This window comes from Paenibacillus sp. J22FR83 (assembly GCF_059691955.1).
In genome coordinates this window covers 118821-144037 of sequence record NZ_JCAUAM010000007.1, presented here as the reverse complement: position 1 = coordinate 144037, position 25217 = coordinate 118821, and the positions used below count along the sequence as shown (strand labels likewise).

21 protein-coding genes are annotated in these 25217 nt (G+C 44.8%); 3 read left to right on the top strand and 18 right to left on the bottom strand.

The window, feature by feature from the left end; translation table 11 throughout:
- Positions 1-52 precede the first annotated feature (52 nt).
- Positions 53-2209, bottom strand: a complete 2157-nt coding sequence (locus AC58PV_RS14425) for a discoidin domain-containing protein (RefSeq protein WP_497432917.1) — start codon at positions 2207-2209, stop codon at positions 53-55.
- Between the two features lie 86 nt (positions 2210-2295).
- Entirely contained in the window at positions 2296-2637 is a 342-nt protein-coding gene (locus AC58PV_RS14420) for a winged helix-turn-helix transcriptional regulator (RefSeq protein ID WP_497432916.1), read from the bottom strand.
- A 135-nt stretch (positions 2638-2772) separates the two neighbouring features.
- Here AC58PV_RS14420 and AC58PV_RS14415 point away from each other — a divergent pair, with 135 nt between their 5' ends.
- Positions 2773-3126 (top strand): DoxX family protein, encoded by a 354-nt coding sequence (locus AC58PV_RS14415; RefSeq protein ID WP_497432915.1) that lies wholly within the window; start codon positions 2773-2775, stop codon positions 3124-3126.
- 397 nt (positions 3127-3523) lie between these two features.
- Here the strand turns inward: AC58PV_RS14415 and AC58PV_RS14410 are convergent, their stop codons facing one another.
- The 12 genes from AC58PV_RS14410 to AC58PV_RS14355 all read right to left on the bottom strand — a co-directional run bounded on the left by AC58PV_RS14410 (position 3524) and on the right by AC58PV_RS14355 (position 17662).
- Positions 3524-5068 carry a lytic polysaccharide monooxygenase gene (locus tag AC58PV_RS14410; protein WP_497432914.1) on the bottom strand — a complete coding sequence of 515 codons (1545 nt, stop codon included), beginning with the start codon at positions 5066-5068 and terminating at the stop codon, positions 3524-3526.
- A 382-nt stretch (positions 5069-5450) separates the two neighbouring features.
- On the bottom strand, positions 5451-7028 hold the full coding sequence (locus tag AC58PV_RS14405) for a CotH kinase family protein (protein ID WP_497432913.1): 1578 nt from the start codon (positions 7026-7028) through the stop codon (positions 5451-5453).
- Positions 7029-7195: 167 nt separating this feature from the next.
- A complete protein-coding gene (locus tag AC58PV_RS14400) occupies positions 7196-8839 on the bottom strand; it encodes a stalk domain-containing protein (protein WP_497432912.1) in 1644 nt (547 codons plus the stop codon).
- 146 nt (positions 8840-8985) lie between these two features.
- Positions 8986-9447 carry a DUF8821 family protein gene (locus AC58PV_RS14395; RefSeq protein WP_497432911.1) on the bottom strand — a complete coding sequence of 154 codons (462 nt, stop codon included), beginning with the start codon at positions 9445-9447 and terminating at the stop codon, positions 8986-8988.
- Between the two features lie 86 nt (positions 9448-9533).
- On the bottom strand, positions 9534-11390 hold the full coding sequence (locus AC58PV_RS14390) for a hypothetical protein (protein ID WP_497432910.1): 1857 nt from the start codon (positions 11388-11390) through the stop codon (positions 9534-9536).
- Between the two features lie 19 nt (positions 11391-11409).
- Positions 11410-13668 carry a glycosyltransferase family 2 protein gene (locus AC58PV_RS14385; protein WP_497432909.1) on the bottom strand — a complete coding sequence of 753 codons (2259 nt, stop codon included), beginning with the start codon at positions 13666-13668 and terminating at the stop codon, positions 11410-11412.
- Between the two features lie 7 nt (positions 13669-13675).
- Positions 13676-14755 carry a GtrA family protein gene (locus tag AC58PV_RS14380; RefSeq protein WP_497432908.1) on the bottom strand — a complete coding sequence of 360 codons (1080 nt, stop codon included), beginning with the start codon at positions 14753-14755 and terminating at the stop codon, positions 13676-13678.
- A 174-nt stretch (positions 14756-14929) separates the two neighbouring features.
- Positions 14930-15532 (bottom strand): class I SAM-dependent methyltransferase, encoded by a 603-nt coding sequence (locus AC58PV_RS14375; protein WP_497432907.1) that lies wholly within the window; start codon positions 15530-15532, stop codon positions 14930-14932.
- A 110-nt stretch (positions 15533-15642) separates the two neighbouring features.
- Positions 15643-15867 (bottom strand): hypothetical protein, encoded by a 225-nt coding sequence (locus AC58PV_RS14370; protein ID WP_497432906.1) that lies wholly within the window; start codon positions 15865-15867, stop codon positions 15643-15645.
- A 101-nt stretch (positions 15868-15968) separates the two neighbouring features.
- The gene (locus tag AC58PV_RS14365; protein WP_497432905.1) at positions 15969-16577 is read right to left on the bottom strand and encodes a hypothetical protein; all 609 of its coding nucleotides are present in this window, start codon (positions 16575-16577) and stop codon (positions 15969-15971) included.
- Positions 16578-16597: 20 nt separating this feature from the next.
- Positions 16598-17260, bottom strand: a complete 663-nt coding sequence (locus AC58PV_RS14360; protein ID WP_497432904.1) for a serine/threonine protein kinase — start codon at positions 17258-17260, stop codon at positions 16598-16600.
- An 84-nt stretch (positions 17261-17344) separates the two neighbouring features.
- Positions 17345-17662, bottom strand: a complete 318-nt coding sequence (locus AC58PV_RS14355) for a hypothetical protein (protein WP_497432903.1) — start codon at positions 17660-17662, stop codon at positions 17345-17347.
- Positions 17663-17785: 123 nt separating this feature from the next.
- Here AC58PV_RS14355 and AC58PV_RS14350 point away from each other — a divergent pair, with 123 nt between their 5' ends.
- On the top strand, positions 17786-17983 hold the full coding sequence (locus AC58PV_RS14350) for a hypothetical protein (protein ID WP_497432902.1): 198 nt from the start codon (positions 17786-17788) through the stop codon (positions 17981-17983).
- A 157-nt stretch (positions 17984-18140) separates the two neighbouring features.
- Here the strand turns inward: AC58PV_RS14350 and AC58PV_RS14345 are convergent, their stop codons facing one another.
- Genes AC58PV_RS14345 through AC58PV_RS14335 form a run of 3 tightly spaced genes read right to left on the bottom strand, consistent with a single transcriptional unit; the run spans position 18141 to position 21521 of the window.
- The gene (locus tag AC58PV_RS14345; protein WP_497432901.1) at positions 18141-19685 is read right to left on the bottom strand and encodes an extracellular solute-binding protein; all 1545 of its coding nucleotides are present in this window, start codon (positions 19683-19685) and stop codon (positions 18141-18143) included.
- Positions 19686-19744: 59 nt separating this feature from the next.
- On the bottom strand, positions 19745-20611 hold the full coding sequence (locus tag AC58PV_RS14340; RefSeq protein WP_497432900.1) for a carbohydrate ABC transporter permease: 867 nt from the start codon (positions 20609-20611) through the stop codon (positions 19745-19747).
- Between the two features lie 16 nt (positions 20612-20627).
- Complete coding sequence (locus AC58PV_RS14335) at positions 20628-21521, bottom strand: ABC transporter permease (protein ID WP_068667049.1); 894 nt, start codon at positions 21519-21521, stop codon at positions 20628-20630.
- A 332-nt stretch (positions 21522-21853) separates the two neighbouring features.
- On the opposite strand from AC58PV_RS14335, the gene AC58PV_RS14330 reads away from it, so the two are divergent.
- Entirely contained in the window at positions 21854-24118 is a 2265-nt protein-coding gene (locus tag AC58PV_RS14330) for a helix-turn-helix domain-containing protein (protein ID WP_497432899.1), read from the top strand.
- A 75-nt stretch (positions 24119-24193) separates the two neighbouring features.
- On the opposite strand, the gene AC58PV_RS14325 is transcribed toward AC58PV_RS14330, so the two are convergent.
- On the bottom strand, positions 24194-25027 hold the full coding sequence (locus tag AC58PV_RS14325) for a LamG-like jellyroll fold domain-containing protein (RefSeq protein ID WP_497432898.1): 834 nt from the start codon (positions 25025-25027) through the stop codon (positions 24194-24196).
- Between the last annotated feature and the right edge of the window lie 190 nt (positions 25028-25217).

The window sequence follows — 25217 nt, the reverse complement described above, 5'->3', positions numbered from 1 at the left end:
CTCTCGTCAATATACGAACGGGAGTGGGTTTTCCTCATTTCTCAGAACAGAACTAATCCGTATAGTAATTAGGTTCAGCTAGACCCTGAATTTGACTTAGCAGAATTTTCACATCATCACGATTAAAGACGCCGTCTCGATTAACATCCCTATGCCATTCTGAACGACTAGCGATTGCAGCTATATCTTCGATAGTAATCTGATCATCCGCTATAACATCCACTGATTTAAACGTAATGATCTGTCTATCAGGAATCAGGTTATTTAATGTAGGTAGATGAGTCCGTAACGCTCCACGGCCTATATCTACAGCAACTGTCGTTGCATCAGCTTGTATAGGTGTGGAGAGCATGAGTTTAATGGTTCGATAACTCGAATCACTGTAATCAAACCAAGCTTCTGCAACTATTATTTCTTCACCATTTGCATGGATGTGAAAGAGATCTGCTGCCAATGCATATTCCATATCCAACGGGGATGCCACTTTCAACGTAACTTCATTTCCCGCTCTATTGCTAAAAGCTGATTCCACGGATAGATCTGTTAACATCCCTTCTTGCTCATGCAGAGCAATTTCTGCTTGGATTAAATGATCTATTCCAGTCACCAAAGCTTTCTGACTCTCTGTAAGCGCCTCGAATGCAGCACGTGCTGCTTGAATAGCTACACTGTCTGATAGTCTTACAGCGTCCGGATGAGGTAAGTTATCGATAGCTGCTATAACGGGTGCCGCTGCAGTTTGATCCGCCGCTGTGACATGGTAATAAATTTCTAACTCAACAAAACCCGTAAAGGCACTTCCATTATGCATAGTTACCTTGATTTGGTTGGTTGAGATGGGATTAAATTTGACTGTATTCAAGGTGTTTTCCTTGGCAGCCCCCGCCTTATTACTCGTACCAGTGGGATTTACAGGATCTTTAACTTGATTCGGCAGACTGACCCACTCGTTATTCTTCCAATAGTACACATCATAACTAGATGGGAGCTGCACACCTCCCCCGTCGTCAAAGAGATACAAGTTGATTTGATTAAATAGTTTGGACTCACCTAAATCATAAAACAACGAATCCACTGCATTGCCACCGTAGTTCGTCCATCTATCGTGCGCGCCATCTGAATAATCGAACACACCATTGACCGTTCGCTGTCCATCATCTTCACCATGTCCGCAACATGTATACGACGCAGTCACCTGCGGATAACCCGTCATACTCGAATATAAAGCTAGATTGATCCCTTCACTCGAGGGTAATAAGGTAATCGATACCGGATATGCTTCGCTGAGGTTGCCCGCAGCATCTTTGACCCTAACATTGAGGGTCTTCAGTCCTGTGCCTGACGGCAACGTATAAACTTTGAACGAATCATAGGGTTCCCATTCGGACCAAATGTCACTTCCATCTGAGAATTGCATCTCACTGACGTCCGTAGATTGGCTCGTCATTTCTAGCTTAACCACATTTGAATAGGTTGCTTGTACATTCCCTTTAATTTTAGCCTGCACATTTGGTGGTGTTGTATCTATATTTACAATCCCTACCACCGTCTCGGATGTGTTGCCTGCCGTGTCCATGGCATACGCCGAAATCGTTCGATTAGAGGTCAAACTGAAAGGGCCAGCGTATGTCGAACGATTATCTCCCCATAGCTGATATTCTGTTGTCACCGTATCTGGCGGATAGTTAATACTCACAGTTACTTCATGCGTTGGTAGTGTCGTCGATAACGTAATAACGGGCTTCTCGGGAGCTATGGTGTCGATCACTATGTTCTTAATAGCGCCCAGTGCGGGTAGGGTAGTTGTTAGAATGGCAGGTGTGGCATTGGAAGAGTCCGTGATGCTGCCGCCATTTAACGCGAGAGCATTTTCGGCTGACCAGTCCAAATTGGGTGAATTCTCGCCTAATTGCGGTGTGTAAGTAAAGAGGAGTGTATCCGTTCCGCTGCCTGAGGAATATGGAGCTGTTCCTCCGCTATTCAGCGCAATTGATGGGGAACCTTCGACAGTTACTGCCCCGTTAAACTTCACTGAAATTATAATCGTAGTGCCAGCTTTATAGGCACCATCTGGTGTTGCTGATGCCACCGCTATAATCTGCGGTACGACAATCGCATTGGAACTGTGTGGCAGCTTAAGCAGTAAACCAACTACTAAGCATGCAACTAGAATGACTTGCCCTAGATATGTCTTCAACGTATTCACCATGCTTCCCGCCTCAAGTTTATCCAAATTATAACACGAGGGCATGTGGGCGAATAGGTCTTTATTCCTATAGATTTGATTAAGCTACATTACTTCGGACGATCCTCTCCGTATAATTTATTCATATGCTCGATATGAGCCGCACCCCAATCATTCAAAGGTTGAAGAACTTTACTTAAGCCCTTACCGTAATCGGAAATTGAATATTCTACTTTCGGAGGGACTTGATTATACACTTCACGATGCACGATATCGTTATACGCGAGTTCTCTTAACTGTTGGGTAAGCATCTTTTTATTAATATCCGGTATCGCTTTTTGAAGCTCACTGAACCTCATCGTGCCGTTTGAAATGAGCTGAAGCAGAATGACGGGTTTCCATTTTCCTACTAAAATATCTAGCGCAGATTCAAATTTACAATACTCTTTCATATAAAATTACACTTCCCTTTGTTAGGTAACTTTTTATTTACTCTGTTTAGAATTAGTGCCTACTTCCTTAAATGAATACTTGCGTTTATTATACCTGTAGAGTTGTCGAAAAGTAATAAGGAGGCTACACCATTCATGAATATCGCACTATGGATCATTCAAGGTCTTGCAGCATTAGGTTTTGTCTATTCCGGCTGGTTGAAGGCATTTCAATATGAACAGGCGAAGTCTTCTTGGGGTTGGGTAAAAGATGTCTCAAAAGCGTTCGTTGTCGGGATTGGGATCGTTGAACTCATAGGGGCCATTGGACTTATTCTGCCTCAGGCGACGAATATGGCACCGATCCTGACACCAATTGCGGCAACTGGACTTGCGCTAATCGTTCTTCTGGGCGCCTTGTTTCATGTTTCACGCAAGGAATATCGGGAAATTGGCGTGAACGTTGTTTTTTTCGTGTTAGCTGCGTTTATTGCAATCTGTCGGTTTTGATCACGCAGACATATATAGAAAGGGCTGTCCCACCGCCGCATCACATTAAATGTAAAAACTACAGCTAATGTGCTCGAATTTGAGGTATTTTCGTGATTAGATGGAAAACATACAGGTAAATTCCATAGTATTTGAAAAATCGATGCAATTGAAGGAATTTAACTACATGAAATACAGTTAATCCTCCGAATTCGCTAAATTCGTTTCAAATAGATGGAGAAACGCCCATGACGACTACCGACGTCACCCCCAAGAATGAAAATATGTTCTTATTTTCGTATAAAAATCCAGTTAAATTACGGGAAGTCGCTTTACTATGTATGGATCAATGACGAAAAAAGAGGCTGGTTCAATAAGTCTACATAGACTTTTGAAACTGCCTCTTTTCTATCTTCAATTAGTTGCTGATAAGTGTCCACACCCCAGCCTTGCCAGGGATCTCTCCTTTGGTCCACCATTTCGCTTGGTAGGTAAGCCCTGCATAGACGACTTTATCGCCGCCATTGTATGCTTTCACGTTGTTCCACGTCGGCGCGGCGTCTTTGGTAACGACCTTCCAGACATCGGAGGTATCTGGTTGTTCACCTTTCGTCCACCAGCCTGCTGTATATTCGAGGCCACCATAAGTGACTTTGTCACCAGCCAAATAAATCTTCGTCTTATCCCAAGCCGCAGCTTCTCCCGGCCCAGGTATCACTACAGAAGACTTCGTCGTGACTGTCAGCGCAGTGCTTGCTGTGGAGCGATTATTCGCTGCATCCACGGCAATAACCGTGTACACGTACGCGGTAGAGGCCTTCAAGCCACTATCTGCATACGTTCTTGAAGTCGTTGTACTAACCAGCTTTCCATCGCGGTAAACCTCGTATTTGGTCACTCCGATATTGTCACTTGCTGCTGACCAATTTAGTATAGCTGCTGTCTCTGTAACGCCGCTGGCAGCTAATCCCGACGGTCGCGTTGGCGCCTCCGTATCCGGTACTGGGACGACCGCAGGCAGCGTGCTGGCAGATACAGGTGCGCTAGAACCGGAACGATTGCCCTTGTTGTCCACCGCTACCAATGTATACGTAAACGTAGTGTTGGCTGGCAAACCTTTGTCTGTGTATTCGGTTTGCGCTGTAGTACCGATTACGCTGCCGTTCCGGCTAATTTCATACTGCTTAATCCCCGCGGAACCCGTTGATGCCGTCCATTGCATCGTTATGCTGCTCTCCGTATGTGTAGAGCACCAAGCACTTGCTGGGAAGTTCGGCAGCACAAATGGTGGCTCTGGCTCTGGATCAGGTGTCGTCGTGCCGCCACCTTGTGTTAAATCCACATCAATCGCCTGGTAAAAGGCATTGCCCGTGTCACCGATCTCCCACACACCTAGAATGATATAATAACCAGTCCGGTCTGTCGGCACTTGGCATGTATGCGTTACTGTCATATCGGGTTTCCTATTGCCGCCATCCACTGTACAGAAAGGCTTCGATTCTAATTGACTACGGGTAAGCGGCTTATTCGAATCCCAGCCAATCTTCGTTATGTAATACTTCCATTCCTTCGTCACATGATTCGCTGTGAACTTCCAAGTGAATGAGTTTTGGCCACCCTTCATCTCAACTTTCTTCCAGCGATCCGCCGATTGGGCATCCAGTTCCCCATAGCTGCCCGCTCCCGCAATCTGACCGTCAGCTGGCCCTGATGCCGGGAATCCGCCTTTGCCTTCGACGCTTTGCGGTTCATATTGAATAGCGCCGCAGGATTTGTTTGCCCCTTGTTGGCACAACAGTGACCGACTAGCTGGTGATTCCATGTAGCCATGAGCTGAAGCCTTGCCTGAGAAGCCCAATGTAATGGCCAGCCCTACTACTAGGAATCCAAGTAAAACAGCCAGCTTACATGAGCGGGAATCTACGAGTAGTTTCCTCCATACGAATTGTTGCGTGTTGACCATGTCGATTCTCCTCGCATTTTGTAATAGGATTATAGTTTCCAATCTTAACCAGTCGCAATGTGTTTAGCCAGTTTCCAAAGACCTAAGTCATTTTCTCCTCTTGCTAGGATCATCCAAGAACCTCTACGAACAGTTCCATAGCGCAAAAGCATGACACTTGACCCATATTTATCAGTTTTTTGGTAAATAAATTGCCTTTTTATTAGGCTGGAACCATCTAGTGGTGTGCGTCGTTTGAGTCAACTCTCCTATCATTTCGATCTACCTGCTTCTAAGGTCCAAGCATTCTTTATGCCATTGGTCACTCCAGTCCGCCAGGAGCTACATAAAAAGAAAAGAGACCGTCGGCTAGCGACGATCTCTTGCGGCAATTTATTACAGATTACTTCCTGCCCGTCGGGCGTTGACCACCTTGCATATTCCCGCGGTCACCTCCGCCACCTTGAGAACCGAGCGCCTGGAGATTTACAGCCGATGCGTCAATAAGTGCACTTGAATCCTCCTTCTGACCTTCCGTCGTTGCAGGTATTGTCCCGTCAAGCTGACCTTGCATGCTCTCTGCACGAAGGGCTCCCAGCTCTTTCAATTCGGTAATTCCTGCTTCAAATTCCTCATAATCGTAAAATGCTGTGGGATCGTTCTTCACATACTCCGAAATCATCGCACTTAACTGATCAACCTTCTGCTCGAATTTACCATCGGCAAAATAATTCGTGATAATTTCTTGCATATACGCATGATACTTATCAAGATACTCAGGTACTTCAAGCAGCTTCGCCAGCAACGGACGCTCTTCCATGCTCACGCCTGAAACAGGAGTGTCGATTGGGAAGTTTACGACAGCTGACGCACTGCCTGACTGAAAGCCGCCAAACGCAAGATTGTAATCCCAAGGCAGGATGCTGATTTGTCCTTCATTCTCGTAGAGGTAGTAGTTGTGTCCCATATTGGAGACATAGCTGTCTAGATTAACGACGGCGGTATGAGCAGCGAAATACTTGAGTACGGCATCGACGTCAACACTCGCTTCAAGATCTTTGCCTTGGCTGACATTTTTCAATGCTGTAATCAGACGCTGCTGATCGGCCTCATCTGTTTTCGTTTTCGCATTGTCAAAGATAGCAGAATAACTACTAATCTGATCATCTGTATACTGCAGGGAGACACCGTTATTAGCCATGCCCTTCATCCCTCCGCCATTTTGTCGGTCAGGCATGGCTTGCCCAGGATTATTCATATCTGGCATCGTTGGAGCCGCGGATTCACTTTCATTTGAAACAGGAGGCGCGCTACCTTGCTCCCCATTTGCACCATTCGGCGGCTGTCCTCCGCCCATAGCACCGCCACCCATTTCGGATTCAGGCTTATACAGCTCGCCAGCATCATCATAAACACGTTCAAGATAACTACTATCAATATCCTCAACAGCCAGATAAAAGCCCCAAGTCTGGCCATTAAGCGAAATATCAGCGAAAGCAAATAGTGGTGCATCGACACCAATAGCAGACATAATGTCATACGATAGATATTCCTTTAGACTCGTTGCATCGGAGAAATTATTGTTAAGCACGATTTTATCAAGACCCTGCCAAGTTTGCCCCTTCACATACTCATCGAACTTAATCTTGAAACTGTAACGATCTGTCGTCTCATCTCGCACAATGGAAGAGAGACTGGAATTCCCTTTCGGACGAATTCCGACATTTGAGATCGTCGTTCCATTAATCGTAATATCTGCTGGAATATATTCTTCCTCTGCCGCGTTATCCAACATCTCCTGCCATTTCGTTTCATCTACAGAAATCCCGAATGTCATGATTTTACTCTTATCAACCTCCGTCACATATCCAAGGGTTGTCGCTTGCGATTCTTTTGACATAGGGATCGCGCAGCCCGTCAGCATGGAAGTAACGATTATGGTTAACGCAATAATTATAATAAATTTTGCTTTCTTCAACATAAGTCTCATCGCCTTTCATTCTTAGTTTAGAGATACAGTAGCAATGGTGTAACTAATTCATGTCTATATCGTAGACCCCAAACCTTTAATGGAACTTAAATGGCTGCGCAAAAACCCGCATCAACTGATGCGGGTCGGGTTGGTTTCACTTATAACGAGAGGTTAAACTAATAACTAATTCTAACCGTTCGTGTTTGGTCTTCATAGTCCACCTTAGCGCCTAGCACTTCAGAAAGCAGTCTCACTGGGATAATCGTAGAATCATTGTCTAGAATAGCTGGCGAATCCGTCGCGACTTCCACACCATTTAGCGCATAGGCACTTTTGGTCGTAAAGAGGGTGATCGTTCTGCCTTGTTTCGTGTATATCGCTGCCTTCTGTTTATCGTCCCATTCGACGGATGCCCCGAGTGCTCCTGCCAAATCTCTTATCCAAAGGTACGAGCTGCCTTCTTTAATGATAGGCCTTTGCTTCATAGGTACCTTAACGTCATCCAAGATGAATGTATTATCGGATAGTCCAAAAGAAACCACATGTTGTAACTTGCCAGTCTCGCTCATTTTCTTCAAATACGCCGTAGAATCGCTATGTAATATACTTTTCCCTACAGAAGCAATAGGCTCCGTCCGAAAACTCCACTTCTTCTCATACACCTTCGGTTGATTATCTTCAATAACGGACAATTTAACGTATGCTGTGTAGACTGTATCCGGGGAGAGTGGCTTGGTTGGAATCAACATCACCTCGGTCTGCAAATGATCATCATCTTTGGGTGTATTCACCAATAGGTCAATCTCTTTACCTGTACTATCCGTCAGCTTGGATTCTACTAACTTGACATCTCTAACAAATCTTCCTGATAGCTGTGCCATGATGGGATAGCCCACAGGGTATTTCGTACCGGTGTGGTTCCGTATCGGGTCAGGCGTCTCATGACCATCGAAATCTATTGGAACATAGGGATCGCCAGGAGCCGGAGACACGACTAAGCGTGAGTTCCATTCATTCGTTAATCCGAATTCAATCACCGTATAATCACCTTGCTTATCAAGACCTATTTCGACGGCATCGAGGGTTAAGAACGGCGTACGGTGATAGGGAGCATCGAAAAGTCCGTCAATAGCTTGTGTAATCGTGGTTTGTGAATTCCCATTGTACGATACGTCTTCTGAGAAATTTCCTGCATACGACGCATACATCCCCCGGTCATACAGCTTACTTCCGATATAGCCGGGGAGCTTACTATTTTCTTCGTGCATGGATACCCCAGATTCACTGACCTTATTCATTTCTAGATATTGCGCATGCAGCTTGGCCGCGTACGTCAGGTTCTTATTGAAAGTAAGGGGATTGAGCCCATGCATAACCCTGTAATCGTTAATCGCCTTAATGCCTTCTACTTGCTGAGCTGTAGGTGTTGCTGGAAGATCAGAGATGGCTTTGTCGTCAACGCGAAATGTCCAACTCTTCTCAATCGGCATGTAACCACCCTCTTTTAGCTCCATTACAATATGAACGGTATGCTCTCCCGCTTTCAAATCGGCCGTTGGCGTATACGACAGGACCATTCTACCGATGTCCCACTGCGCATCTACTTTGACTTGGTCGATTTTCATCGTATAACTTTTGAACTCGGGTGTAATATCGCTGTTGACAAATTCAAATACAATCGTTGGTTTCATCAGTCCTACTTTTCCTTGTGGATACCAATAAGAAGAATAAGACGCTGCTTCCACTTGTGGCTGTGCGATAAACAACCCTGAAACTACGATTAAGAGACCGAGCAGTACTTTCAAAAACTTATTTATCATAGATGCGTTCCCCCTGCTTACTAAATCTACCAATTATTAACATTCTATGCTTTTCGACTAGTTTCCTGCATTTTTCAATTTTAAAAAAAGGCAGCTATATCACAGTCCATGTGAGATATCTACCTTTTGGCACACTTTATGAAGATCTAATATTGTCCTTTAATTACAAAAAACGAACCTCGAATCGTTCCAGCTAATTTCGATTTCTGCCTAGCAAACTTGAACTTCGGTTCTAATTCCTTCGGAATCTCCATTCCCTCCGAAAGCTTGAATCCAACGGCCCGCTTCTTCGGATCGTCCACCGTATACATCACATTAACGCTAAGACCATCCTCATAGAAGACATAGGTAAACTGGATGTTTTCTACCTGAAAGCGCGACGTTTCTAACGGTTTGGCTGCAAAAGCAAGATCACGTTCTTTCAAGATAAGGTTCACATAATCAAGATTTTCCTGGCTTTCGCTAGCAGGTACAACCGTAAATTGATGATTGTATTTGTTCATAAAATAACGGGCTTCATTCGCACGTAAACCAGCAAGCGCGTCTACGACAGGTGAAGATTCTAAGCCTACCGTAGATACATTTTTGAAATCAACGATATACGACATGTGTATCCCTCGTTTTCTATCCCTATTTCCTATTATTATACCAAAAATGAATTCAATATAAACGTTTACGTTAGGGAATCATTCACTCACATCAACGTCAGAACAACTTGTTCCCCAGATCGAGTAATGCGATAAGTGCCCGCCTGCATGTCAACGCCATAATGTTTTCGCAACAATCGTTGACCGTCGGCATCGCCTTCTATCACAACCAAATAATCGTAACCGCTCAATAGGTTATCCATATTGTCCTCATAGAAGAGACAGATCCCATCCACGTTCGAGGCATACAAGTAATACTTCCCGATATATTGCATGTAATAGTTGGTCACTTGCTCATTCGTGTCCGAAGCATAGAGCAGATACTTGCTCGTATCCACCTGGCCATTGGCATACCACTGATCGCCAGTAACCTTCTCGACTTTGTATGGAAGCGCCGTTTGGTAGCTGCTAGCAATCGTTAAGATACCGTTATATTCCGATAACAACAAGATGACGGCAAAAACCGTGCAAGCCCAAATACCATTCTGATAAAACCCTTTGGTTCTTATACTCTTGAACGCGCGAGAGTCCGACATCTCACCTATTTTATAATGAAACGAACGTTCTATATCAACTGCCGTACATAGAACAAGACCGCCAACGAAGAGGACCACAATACTCGATGCGTAACGCTCAAACCCAGCTAGCCAAATGGCCTCATCGAGTGGCATCGAGTAGACGTACAACCCTAGAATTCCTGCATAGTACAACAACAGCACAATATCCAGGGCAATAAGCACTTTCCACAAGTTCCATTTCTTCTTGAGCACCACTGCTGCAAAGAGGCAGGCCAGCATGGCTGCGAGTTGGAAGACGACAATTCCCATCGCCGGCCGTGTTGCCAGATCTATACTCGACCTCAGGAACAATGAAATAATCTCTTGCATTTGTTCCGGTGTTTTGCCGCCACTTGCACCTTGAAGTCCAGAAGAAGCAAATTTGTTCGTTACTCCCTGGAAGACCGTCGCCATGCGCAAGCTCCAGCCGAAATAGGGCAGCAGTGCACCGCAGATCGTTCCGGCAACGAGAAGTGAATACGTCCAGCCAAGCTTGCTCCTATACGTCACGGTTACATAAATGAGATACATGAATCCAATCGCGGCAAAGAGGATACCCGTGCTCTTCACGATCGTCAACAGTCCTGCAATCGGGAGAATAACCATACATGCATTCTTCAAATCGTGCCGATACCGATAGAGAACCGCAAAGATGGCTAGCGTATAAATCGGAAGTAAAAAGTCCACCAATAGATTGGTAATACGGATGGTTATATTAAAGAAAGACAACATGGAAAGTCCCGCTCCAAGAAATGCGTATAGCATAAAGCGCCTTTTCTCCGTAACGATCCCGAACATAGCGTAAAAGCAGGAAAAGATAAGCAATCCTTGCGCAAATAACATAATCGGTTGGGAATGTCCTGCAAAACGACAGACATAATACAGAAAAGAAGAAGTACCCAGCGGATAATTCTTAAAATCAATGAGTGTGGAAGCCGCTGTTGGAAAAGCATCCGTGCTTAACATCACCTTCAGAACGATAGCCCAATGGGAGAAATTATCATAATGCGTCAAGGGATTCCTGAACAGCAGGAGCAAGAAAATGATTGTTACGGCTATAAAAGAAGCCTGAAACATCGAAAATGATAAGCGAAACGAAACCTCTTGACGCAGCCATAGCATAACAATCCATATAAACGCTAGATGCCCTATTATTAGAACGGCAAGGCTAACCGCAAAGAGTTGACCTGCCAAACCGCCAAAGAAGACAAGGCAGGCGATCGACGAGAACGTGAATAACGGGACGAACTCCCATTGTAGTGAAAGCGTTTTGCGAACCCCTAACATATATCCCAGACAAGAGATGATCAAAAGTATCCCCGTCACAAGTTGTATCAACACCGACATCTCTATCTCTCCTAATGCACTAAGCGGAACTTTCGGCAGGCATGGATCTTAAATCGACTAACATCTTGTCGACAAAACCACGCCGCGTAATATCTTCGATATTCTCGACCTTGAGAAGCATGTCTTGCTGATTGGCCGTCATCTTCCCCGTATACAACAACACGACTTCCAGATTGCTCTCCGTATAAAAGGTAAGGACATCCCCTGCCGAAATTTCCCCCCGGAAGTCTTTTGCAGAAAAGAATAAGTAATTAAAGCTGCGCAGCGTACACGCAACCCCGTTGGTAAACCTAATGTCTCTGTCGAGTGGAATCCTCGGCATTTTCCGCTTGTCCGCCGACGGCCCCACAACGCGTCGCTGCACATTGCGAACCATATCATCATAAGCCGTATCCCACAGATTCATCTGCTCGGGCAAGGAATGCTTGCGGTCATAAATGATTTGCATGTAGAGCCGCTTGTCCGTCTCGCTGACTGGCTTGACCGATGCCGCGTAACGCCAGCCCTCTCCATCCTTTTTCACATAGACGATGACGGCATCAAGATTCGCCTCGTAGCGCTCCGTCTTTACTACCATAGAGATCGTTGTCTGTGGAGGCAAATACACAGGATGAACCATATACAGGGCTATCCCCTGTTCGGACACGTCAACGGTCTGAGCCTGGTACTGCATGTTGCTAGCTTTGTCGTGAATGATTACTTGCTCTTGCGCCCGAATACGCTCGGATTCTCGATACACACTGCGGCCGATCATGAAAAAAATAGCGTAGCCAATCGCAATTAAATTGTGAATGAGCCAGAATACAATAATACTCCCGTAGAAGAGCGCCAGGCCGTATTTCCCATAGACGAATCGGAAGATCGCCGCCACCGAAAGTACAAATAGGACGATATGCGGTAGCGCGTACAACAAGGAGGTTAGCCATCCTCGAGCAGCGCCTTTCTTTTTGTTCGTAACTTTGAACTTCTTTTCGTGAATATACAAAGTCTCAAGTATAACTGGCACGATTAAGTAAGGCATGAAGATCGTATCAATAATCTGACTCCAACGCTGATTCCGAATATTTCCCGATAAATATCGCATAGCCATGCTGTAGAAGAAATACGATGGCAACCAGAACACCAGCACTTGCCAAAAATCGGAGTTGACGATTTGGAAACCGAACAGTGCGAATAAAATAGGGGCTAGTAGGAAGATTAGCCGGTTGAAGAAGGACCACCAGTATAGAAATGTGCTCAAATAAGTAATTCTTGTCCAGAAGCCTAGCTTCTCGGAAAAGATAGCGCGGGTATTCTGCAAGCTTTGGATAATGCCTCTTGCCCAACGAATACGCTGCTTAATCATGCTCGGGACGGTCGTCGTCGTTAACCCTGCGGCCTGAACTTCCTGGGTTGCATAGGTGATATAGCCCGCTTGTTGCAAGCGAATACTCGTCTCGAAATCCTCCGTGATCGTATTCAGAGGGAAACCACCGATCTCTTCCATCGCTTTGCGGGAAATAATTGTGTTGCTCCCGGTATACGCCACCGCGTTGGAGCTATTGCGCAGTATGTTGACCTCTCTCGAGAAGAAATCTTGTTCGTTAGGAATCTGCTGTTCCGCAAAGAGATTAAATTGGAATAAATCCGGGTTGTAAAAGCTCTGTGGCGTTTGCACTAGACCCAGTTTTTTTCTACTTCTGCTGAGCGTCCCATCGTCAGTAAACTCGGGAAGGTGGAAATACGGTACCGTCTTCATTAGAAACGTATGCTGAGGGATCATGTCAGCGTCAAAAGTTGCAATAAGTGGCGAAGACGTCTTACTTAGCGCATTATTCAAGTTACCTGACTTAGCATCCTTGTTCCCCGGAAAGCCCAGATACCCCACGTCAAATTGCCTGGCCAACTCCTCAACCTCGGCCCGACCTCCGTCGTCGCACAAGTAAATGTGCACTTTCGTTTTGTCCGGATAATCCATAAACGTACAGGCATTGACGGTTTTATATAACAAATCAACAGGCTCATTGTGTGTGGCAATGAACACGTCTACATGCGGAAATTCTTCCGGTGGAACAGTAGGAAGTTCCAGCTCCATACGTTTCTTCTGCATTTTCTGAAGAAATAATTCAAAGGTGGTGAGCACGGTTACAGTCTCCGCCACAAACAGAAGTATGCCGAATATGATGCTTACCAAACCTTGATCCCATGGCAATGTAAATATCATCCGCCATAACAAATAGATGCTCATTAAGATCATCGTAATGATGAATATAACTTGTTGCTGTTTCTCGTTTTGCACGAAGCTGCTACCTCCCCGCTACGAATACCCACCGCCGTTGCACCTGATAACTCAGCAGGAACAGCAAGGCATCACAGATGAGTTTCGCTATTTTCTCACTCATATAGAATGTCGTATGGAAAACATAAACACCGGTGCTCGAAAGCACGATTACAGCTGCGCACAGCGTTAAATAGCGCCATAAGCTGCCTCCGCTATTCTCCTTACGGAATACGACGTGCCTATTCAGTAGATAGTTAACCATAATGGAAACGATCCTAGCTGTAACCGTCGCAATGACAATTCTTATAAAATCCTGTTGCGAGAGCAGAGGCCTCAATACATCAAGCAATAGCCAAGCGATCCCTAAATCGACCACGGAGCTGGCAATCGAAGAGAAAATAAATTGAAGGAAGTTCGATAACATAACCGACATCACCCTGATACTATCCCGAATTGCCTTAAAATGAGTCCCAGCATTCCCATTCTCATAGATGGTCTGGATAGGTACGGTAACGATCGGTATGCCTGATCGCATAGAGGAGATGAGCATCTGCAATTCATACTCGAAACGCGAGCCCTTCACCCTCTGCATGAACGCAAGCAATTGCGGTCCAAAGGCACGAAGCCCCGTCTGTGTATCCGATAAACGCTTGCCGTACAGCATCGAGAACATAATGGATGTCATCCGGTTCCCGAACAAAGACTTTGGTGGGATTCCTCCCCCGCTAAAGTTTCTAACGCCGAGAACCAGTGCCTCAGGATGGCGTTGTGCTTCTTCTGCAAGCCGAAATACGTCCTCTGCAGCGTGCTGCCCATCCGAATCCGCTGTTATCACACTGGCAACCTCTGCAAATCGCCTTTCTATATGCTGGAAACCTGTCTTAAGCGCAGCACCTTTCCCACAGTTATTTATATGTCGGAGTACAACACAGCCTTGCTCGTCGAGTTCTCGAAAGATAGACTGATATTCTTCGCCAGAGCCATCATCCACGATAACAATATGCATAAATCCGTAGGATTGTAATTGCCGCACATAGACTAACAGCCTCTCATCCGGTTCAAGCGATGGAATAAGGATTATTGTTTCGCCCGTCCACTTCCCCATAATTATCCCCGCCATCTTATGTATCTTTTAAAATACATGCTTATATAGTTCTTTATACTTATATTTTATTATAATATCTTAAAATTTGACAATTTAATAGGTATTTGTACCCATTGAATACAAATAAACTCAATCCCGACTGGGACTGAGTCATCTTTGTGTGCTTAACAACTTTTACTTCTGAGAATCAAGAATAAACATAGAGGCATCTTGCCCCATGAAAATTTGGCTCCCCTGATAGAACGTTTTCGATTGGATATGCCTGAAACCTATTTTCGCCATCATGTTAGTTAGCTCTTGTTGATCAAACCCGTTATGAACCCATTCGGAAACTACTTTTTCATTCCTATCAAAATCCACGATGATCACATGTCCTCCTTCATTGAGAACATCAAATAATCTGGATAAAACCAATTCGACATCCGGGATATGGAGGAGAACCTGAGCCATGAATATATAATCCACATGCGGATCAGATAGACCTTCTTTTTCAAAATCAAAACATAACGTATCTGCATGCTGAATATCGAGATGGGCAATTTTCTGCTGGAGCTGATTCATCATGTTCGGTGAAGTATCTAGAAAAAGCATCGACTTAAACTCGTTTAACAAATTCATGCCAACAAGACCGGTTCCGCACCCGAAATCGATTGCATGCTTCCCCTTAGCATCAACGACATACTCACGAATCGCATCCGATGATACCTTAGCAATTTCAATTCTTTCCGGCGTGTCATATACATTCGCTATCATGTCAAATTTATCTGTATTTCCCATATGATCTCTCCTATCCAATCTTTAGATGACTCTCTCTATTGTTAATATCAGACAGTTTTATTACACACAAAAAAACCTCTGACGACAAATCAGAGGTTCTATCTTTCATTCTAAATATTAATTAGTAAATCAGCCACTAGATCAAAATCCACAATGTGTGGGATACGCTCTAACGTCATTAATTCTTTAATCATTTCCAATTTAATCGCTACATCTAAATCAACAAATTCTTCCCCATCCGCAACTATTAGTTCATAAGGGACATTAAGAATTTTGTATTCGGTACCAGCATTTTCCCATTTGACCAATCTCTTTAGTGAAATTTCTTCAGCCATATCTGATGCCCTCCCGAGAATCATACTCATTCTTTCTTCATCCCTTTCCACATATAGTTTTCACCTATTATCACCAATAATAAACCCTTACCTATATATATTCAACCATTTTTAAATAGTTCCTCCATCTTTGCAAACACATCAGAATACCTTGAATTATCGTATAATCTGCATTCCATTGGTTCAGGAGCTCTATCTTCATCATCATTTATCACCGTTATTAGCTTTACCTGTTGCTTACCTTTTCCCCTATAAATAAATGAAAGCGAAAATTTATAGTCTTCCGGATCTTTAATTTCAAAGAATGTGTAAGACAATTGTGGGTAACCTTTCCATTGTGCTTTTAAAACTGAGTCCGTGGATTTAATCTTCTCAATTATTTTTATGTATGAGGAATCCTCATTAGAGCCCATTCTTTGTAGAACTCTTTCAACAGAATGAAAAGAGATCTTCACAATTTTCTGTTTATACAAATCAACTGATGGAATTGATAAAACAATCTTATTCTTAAGCAGTAGAACTTCATCTTTATGAACTGACTCTATTGTATGTAGATCAAATCCATACTTTTGAGCTCTTAAACTCGTTTGTGTCCACTCTCTAGCAATATTACTAATTTCATCAATCTGAGTATTTTCAAACTTATTTATATCATGGATATCAATATTCTGCTCATCTTTAAATGACACGCTAAATGAAAAATAGCTCATAAAAACTCCTCACCTCAATTCTACATACCCTTCTTGTGCAACTCACCCGAAGGTCGCGCCCATCTGCGGTATTTCCGGTAGCCTCGCCGAACTAAGTGCAGCAAGAATTCCGGAACGGGTAGTCTACGCAGCCATGGGAAATAGAAACGATCATACGCACGCTTCAAATCGTCCCACATCGAGCAATTGTCTTCTTTCAAGAAGTCCGATACGTCAACGACTAAGCCCCGACCTTTGTGCTGCATCACATTCTTGCCATGTACATCATGCGGCGTCAGTCCTCGGCTAACCGCGTACTTCAGCGCTTCATCGATATCGTTCAGCACCTGACGCTTGATCGGGATGCCGCGTAGCAAACTTTGATATAACGTGACGCCCGTTAAACGGCGCAGCACAAGATAAGTATCCCCCGCATGCAGGCACTCGGAATAAGCTGGGTGCTTGCCCAGCCGTCGATAAATTTCCTTCTCATCCTCTATGCCCGGCCGCCCTGGCGCGTACACTTTTACCACCATATCGGGATAACTTGGATGCATCAGCACAGCCGCATAATTACCTGCTCCGACAAGCTGCCACGGCTTAGGGACACTATATACAACGATCGGGTCATAAGGCCGCTCACTGGCAATCTGCAAATTCGGAAGCAATTCTGCTTCAATGATTTCAATCCAGCGCTTCTGCACGCCATGTCACCCCAAACTGTTATTTTGTGGTATTATACAAAAATATGAAGCAATATGCTAGAACAAGATTACCCATCCCTATCGTCAACGTCCGATCAGCCCATATAGTACAAGCTTATACAATTCACCGGCCTTCGACTTATATTCGGAAGCAGTCCCCCATTGGCTCTGCATGCTGCCCACAGCTTGTAGAAACACCAGTATCGTCTCTGTAGAAATGGAAGCATCAATTGCCCCTTCCTCCCTACCGCTTTCAATGAATGCACCTAGAATATCCATCCGAATCTCACCCGTGCTTTTGCTAAATAATTCAACAAATACCTGATCGTCTATCGCTTCTGTAGAGAAATAGTCCTCCATCAATTTATTCGGCATCTGAGCACAAAGCGCCACAGCTTGCATCAACTTCTCTTTGAATCCAATCCCCTCTAATCAGAGGAGCCTACCTATGAAAATATTAATATTTGGCCGCGGCGTCATTTCTGCACAGTATGGATGGGCCTTTGAAAAAGCGGGGGCGTAGCAGTGAAAGAACGATGGCCCATTCAGATGCGCGAAGAGCTTACCCGTGATCATAATTATGATCTCATCGTGCTCAGTGTCAATCATAATCAGTTTGAAGAGGTTGCGAAAGTGATTAGCCCTCACGTAGGTAAGGCAACCATCCTCCTATTCAATAATGTTTGGGAGGATTTGTCCACTTTCGTTCGCACACTTCCCTAACGATGTTCTGGCTAAGACTCGTAAGCTCGGCGTACCGCTCCCGCAGCTTGAGGCGTTGGTGAAGTATTTTAGATAAACAATCTGAATACAGCAAGAAACGCCGTTCTGAGGGGGAACGGCGTTTCTCATTTATGGGTAAATGTTGATCCTCTACCTTTTATTTTTTCAAAGCACGATCATACGCCTTCTTGTAAATGTCCACCATTTTATCAACGCCTAGTGCTTTCATGTCACTCACATATTTCGGCCATTCATCCAGACTGCGTTCACCAACGATGAATTTAGAAATATTCTCATCGCGTTTCTTCATAATTGTATCCCCAGAGAGGGAGAGGGTTTCCATCTCCGTGCTTGTAAACGCCGGACGCGGCTGCTGCAGACTATCATATTTCGGCGCTTCTTGATAAGCCTTCTGGAGCTCAGGCGAAGACAGAGAAAGATGAGCATCATAATCGAACCACGCATAGGTACCGTCCGTAGAAATACCGGTCTTCTTTCTCATGTCCGCTACATCCGCATATTTCTCAATAAACTGCTTCTTGCCATTTTCCGTTTTGTAAGTGACGCCTTCTTTCCCCCAGCTGGCCAGCGTTTTACCTTCCTCGCTATAGAAGAAATCCATGAACTTCATAATCTCTTTGATTTTTTTCGAAGATGTTGCGATCATAAAGCCTTCATCCAAATATTGCGTAAACGCATTTTTGGCAGGCGCACCTGCAAATCCAGTCGGCGCTCCCATGAAAGCCAGATTGAATTCTGGTTTATCCTTGCGCAATGCCGAATTGAAGAAGTCAATTCGCCCGATGTAATCAATGGTGACGAACCCTCGCTCCGTAGACATGAGGTCCTGCCACAGCTTCGTATCTGCCGACAAGAAATCAGGCGGTATCAGGCCTTCTTTATAAAATTTATTCAAATATGTAATCATTTTCTTGTAGTTGTCTTCCAGTGGACCGTAGCGCCATTCTTTCTTATCAAAATCATAATAAACATCCGACCCGGTACCGAAGGCTGGAGCAAAATTCAAGAGACGCTGCAAGCCGTTTCGGAAAGAAAGCGGATAGCTCTTCGGATAAGCCTCTTTTACTTTCTTGAGAGCCTCGTACAATTCATCCCATGTTTTTGGCTCAGAAATCCCCAGCTTTTTAAAAACATCTTCCCGATACATCCAGATCATGCGATTCGTTTCACCGATTCCCGCATTCGGGAACATATACATTTTGCCATCTGACGAAATCGTATTTTGTGTATCAACGGGGTACTTCTCCATCCACTTCTTCAAGTTCGGCATCTCGTTCACATAGTCCAAAATATTGACCAGGGCACCTTGCTGTCCATACTTGTCCGCTAGCTTTTTATCCTGCGTCATCATCATATCCGGCAAATTGCCGGAGGCAATCGTCACACTTAGCGCGTCATCCAGCTTCCCAGACGGCAGCTGCACATTCAGGGAGACGCCTGTTTTCTCTTCGATTAATTTCCAGGAAATATTATCTTTATTGTACGGCCAGCTTGGATTCGAATAATTGAGCACGTTAAAGGTTTGTTTGACCACTTGCGCAGGAGCTGAAGCTGTTGTCCCTGTACTGGCAGAAGGCGCTGCCGTCGATGTCTCGTTCGTGCTCGTCGAACACCCGGCGATTGCCGTCATAGATAGTCCCAAAGCTAAACATATTGACAACCCTTTTACTGTTTTATTCATAGAACCCATCTCCCTTTTCATTTGTTTAGACCCACAGCCTTGTTATTACTGAATATGAACTAACCTTTCACCGAACCGATCATCACCCCCTTGACGAAGTATTTTTGCAGAAACGGATACACAAGGAGGATCGGTACGGTGGAAACAAGGATCGTTGTAAATTTCAAGGCATCATCAACGACCAAATTATCGCCGCCTACGCTGGATACATTAGCTGAGTTGATCTGCCCCTGCAAGACGATATTGCGTAGAACAACTTGCAGGGGGAACATATCCTGATTGCGCAGGTAGAGTAATGCCGAGTAAAAGTTATTCCAAATACCAACAGCATAGAAAAGTCCGATGGTGGCAAGCACCGCTTTGGAAAGCGGCAGCACGAGCCGAAAGAAAATGCCGATATCGGTCAATCCGTCCATTTTACCCGATTCCTCCAACTCTTTGGGCATTGCGGAGAAAAAAGTTCGCATCACGATGAGGTTCCACGTACTGACGGCCGTTGGCAATACCATGGACCATAGGCTGTCTACCAAACCGTAGCTTTTGACGACCAAGAAGGTCGGAATCATACCACCGCTGAAAAACATCGTAAATACGATTAGCAGTGTAAACAGCTTGTGATGCGGCAGCTCCTTCTTGGAGATCGCGAACGCACCCATGGCTGTCATAATTAGCGAGACTAAGGTCCCGACAAGTACATATCGAATGGTATTGATATAGGCGGAGGAAATACGCGGATCGTTCAATACAATTTTATACATTTCCACGTTGAATCCTTTTGGCCACAGCGTAATCTCGCCTTTCAAAATGTGCGTACTATCGCTGAACGAGACGGCCATCATATAAACAAAGGGGTACAGCGTTGCAGCAACGACCCCAAACAGTATAAGGATGATCAGTAGGTCAGCCACGCCAAATTTCGTTTTCATCAAGCCTACCTCCTTTCTACCACAAGCTGGTCTCGCCGACTCTACGGCTAATCCAGTTGGCCGAGTATATAAACACTAAACTGACAATCCCTGTAAAGAAATCAATGGCTGTCGCATAGCTGTAATTGCCCTGACCGATCCCTGTCCGGTACACATACGTGCTGATAATATCAGCGGTCTCATAGATGGCGGGATTATAAAGAAGAAACACTTTTTCGAAACCGATGTCGAGGACGTGCCCAACATTCAGAATAAAGACGATGACGATAGCCGGCGCAATGCCCGGGAGTGTGACATTCGCTATTTTCCTCCACCTACTCGCGCCATCCATTTCCGCCGCCTCATACAGCTGTGGATCAATCGATGTCAAGGCTGCTAGATAGATGATGGTCTCCCAGCCGACATGCTGCCAGATTTCCGAAATCACATACACCGAACGGAACATCCCGGGCATCACCATGAAGTTAATCGGCTCAAAGCCGAAAACTTGAATCAGGTGGTTGACGATCCCACTGGAAGGCGAAAGAAACATGAGCACCATGCTCGCCGCCACAACATTAGAGATAAAATGTGGCAAATAACTGACCGTCTGTACAAATCGTTTGAAGAACGCGTGCCTCGCTTCATTCAGGAGCAGCGCCAGTAGAATCGGTGCAAGAAAGCCAAAGATTAGCCTGTAGATCCCGAGCATAAACGTGTTGTAGATGAGCTTAAAGAAGTCGGGATTTTCCCAGAACAGCTTATAATACTTGAATCCGACCCATTCACTTGCCCAGACACCCTTGAATAAATTGTAATTTTTTAAAGAAATGACTAGGCCGAACATAGGAACGTACTTAAAGAGTAAATAAAACAGCAAGGTAGGCAGGAAGAGAAGAAATAAGTATTTCCCTCGTTTCCACTGCTTCAGATAGGTACTTCTTTTCGACCGGAGATTCGCTTGCGAAACAGACGTCTGTGTCGTGGCGGCCGATGGGTTCGTACGCAATAGTCATCTCTCCTTTTTCTCAATGTGGGTTGCCCCTCAGTTATCAAGGCTCTGTATCGACATGCCCATCGTATCGGAAAAACCCCATGCCGACTATCCACTTCCTCATCGACTCATTCGCAAATTTCTCAAAATCGAGAATAATAATAAGAATCATAAAAATTCATATAAGGAATTGTAAATTTTTTTCTCACACCCTGAATTTCACCATGCTATAATTTCCACATACTACAGGCCAGCGAAAGGAGATGACCATGCAAACCACCTATGTCCCTAGAAAAAGATACAGCAGTTCCTTGTTCTACCGACTATTGATCAGTTTCATTATCATCATCTTGCTGCTCGTATCCTTTAATGTGGCCTCCTTTACCTTCTTTCGAAGCAGCATTCGCGATGAGATTATTAAGAACAGCTCCATGAATCTCGAGACGACCGTGGCCAGCTATGAAAAGAACATTTCGTTAATTAAAAGCCTGATGGTCAGCTTATACTTCAACACCCATACCGAAGCGCTCAAAAATAATCCGGAGAAGCTCGACTTTATTATTTCAAGCCAGGTTCAGCGCGAGTTGCAAAATGTGTTAGCGAATAATCAACTTTCTTTATATAACATCATCTATTACTTTCCGAACCGTGACTTTGTTATCGATAAAGATGGATCCCGAGATGCACAAATGATGTTCAGCAAATTTTATACGTCCACCGCGTATCCAGGACAATTCTGGTCAACGGAAACGGGAAAATCTTCGCTCTCCTTCCGGATGTACCCTTCTGCGGAATTTCAAGAACGTACAAGCTTCTCTACTAGAAGTTTTGGGAAATTTAATCCCGTTCTGTTTAAAAGCGCCGCAACAGACGGCTTCGCTATCATAGCCTTGCTCGACAGTGATCAAATGTTTGAGGACTTCAGCCACATTCAAGCAGATTCCGGCTTCTACATTCTGGATGACGCCGGGAGCACAACGTACGCCGTATCCAGTCGGAAGGATCCACTGCAATTAAAGCCGCATACGGGCAGTTCCGGTTATTATTTGGAAGGTACTAACTATTACTTCTACAAGCAAGGGACAGTGACCGGGAACACCTACGTGCTGATCGTCCCTTTCGCTACGATTTCCGAACAATTCTTCAAGTTGAATGTGTTTATGGTTGGGCTGATATTGCTCTCCATTATCATCGGTGTTGCTATTTCAATTCTCTTTGCCAAACGGTTTAACAACCCGCTCACCACCATCATCAGTTCCATTCAACAGATGGATCGTCACCAAAGTGCTCCTTTTGTAAGTCCAATTCGCGAGTTCAATGTCATTAGCCAGAAGCTGCATGATTTATTTCTGACCAATGAAACGATTAACCGGGACTTACTAAGTAAAAATTCCCTGCTCAAGCATTACGCTTACTTAAATAAGGTAAAAATGATTCACACCGATATTGAGGACGCCAAAATATCCATTGATTCCGATAAACCCTATGTCATCGTCCTATACCAGCTCATGTACATTGACAACCAGTTAGCCGCCATGGACATGGATCCTAATCGCGCCTCGTATTACATCAAGGAATTCGTTCAATCGCAGTTTATTCAGGCCTATAAGGATGCCTTGACCTTCCAAATTGAGAAGGATCAAATTCTGACGATTATTTTTACGAATGATTCCGAGCTTTCCATATTAGACAATCTACTGCTTGATATTAAAAAAATATTTGAGCTGGATGCTTCCTATTGTTCCGTCACCATTGCCGTGAGTCCTGTCCATGACAATGCGTTTATTTTCAACGAAGCTTTTGAAAACACACTGCTGTTAGCCAAACAAAGGAAGCTGGGGGAAGGTGTCCAAATCATTCGGGAAAAAGAGATTCTCCCCCCAGATCTCTGGTTCTCATCAGCTAATATGAAAGAATTTACGGCAAATTTGACTTCCGGTAACCCTACAATCACTATTCCTATCGTTTCAAAAACGTTAGATCTCGCAGTCAAACGGGGCGCTTCCTACGCGCAAATTCTTGATCTTGCGAAAGAAATCGTCAACTTGATTATTAAAACGCTCTATTCCAGCCATAATCCGATCTCCTTGCTAGATAAGAGGAGCCCGGCGGATATTCTCAAGAATTGCCGCACACTTGAACAATTCCAGCAGTTTTTTAAGGAAATCCTGATACAGTCAGCCTCCGATATTCGTCAGAAGAAAGAAGCGACCGACCACATTACCAGTTTCGTAACGAACTACGTCAATGAGCATTTCGGCAGCGATCTATCGCTGGACTTATTAGCAGATAAACTCAACATTACAGGCGCTTATTTGTCGACATATTTTAAAGAAAAGACAGAAATCAACTTCAGCGATTACGTCAATACGGTGCGCATGAATAAAGCCATGGAGTTGCTGGAGAAGACGGATCTCAAAATTCAGGACGTCTCTACGCTTGTCGGCTATTACACGATTGCCTCCTTCAACCGCATGTTCAAAAAGCATACTGGCCTTACGCCGAGCGAGTTCAGGCGAGCTCGGTTCCACTAAAAAAGGACGATCCCAACCGAATCGCTTCGGAGGATCGTCCTTTGGACTGTTAAGCTGTCTTGTGCGCAGCTATCGCTAATTGGTCATCGCGCTGTAATGTGCTGCCAGCTGGGTAGGCGTCAGCTCATAATCGTACACGGCAACTTTGCCGATTGCCCCTTGAAAGTACGATGCGAGATCCCGCGTGGCGATCCGCATTGGAGCCGTGCCGTTGCCAGGTATGATACTGTAGTCAGACAGCTTGTCTTGATCACGTAGGACACCGTTCTTGAACAGCTTGGTGTAACCTGTTGTGTATGTGGCGTTCGTATTTACGGTATTAATCACCAACGTGTAGTGAATCCATTGACCGGCGGTCACGGTATCCTGGAAATAGGATCCTGCGCCTAAGCCGCCGCTCAAATTAAACGAATACCCGCTGATGCGGTTTGGACGGTTTTCCGTGTTAGTCTGATTGTACATCCTCGCCACCCAAGAATGCTGGCCAGACGTCCCTTTCCCCATCCAATGCACATACCCGCTGCTCTCATAGTTAGTAAATTGCAACGTATCCGGCCGCATCCAGGCTTCGATGGTCAAGATTCCTGTCCGCGTAACCTCCAGATAATCGTTATCCGGAATTGTAAAATATTGATTCGTTCCGTTGAATACCGGAGCTGCATCCCCATTGGGCAGCGTCGTGTCAGTCGGGCTTCCGGTGAACGTACCATTCATACCGTTACCGGATTGATCCGCTGTTACCGCAGAGGATAATGGCCAATAACCAACGGGGTTATCAGCCAGTACTGCCGTGTCGTAGGTGGAAGTTGCCTGTACGGCTGAAGAAAAATTGAAGCAGGCGGAAAGCAGAATGGCTGTCATTATTGTTGCCGTAAGCTTGGACATTCGGATTGAAAAAGGGTTTCTCATTGTCAATCGTCTCCTCTCCTATTGGCAAATCACTTACTTGGTTGCACCTGCGCTAGTTATACTCGTTTCGCTCAACTCGGTCGTCAGCCGCTGCATTCCCCTCCCTTCTCCGTCGTTATTTTCATCTTATCGGGAAGGGGCTTATTTCAAAATGGCTTCGTTTTGCGATGATGATGAAATCTTAATCCAG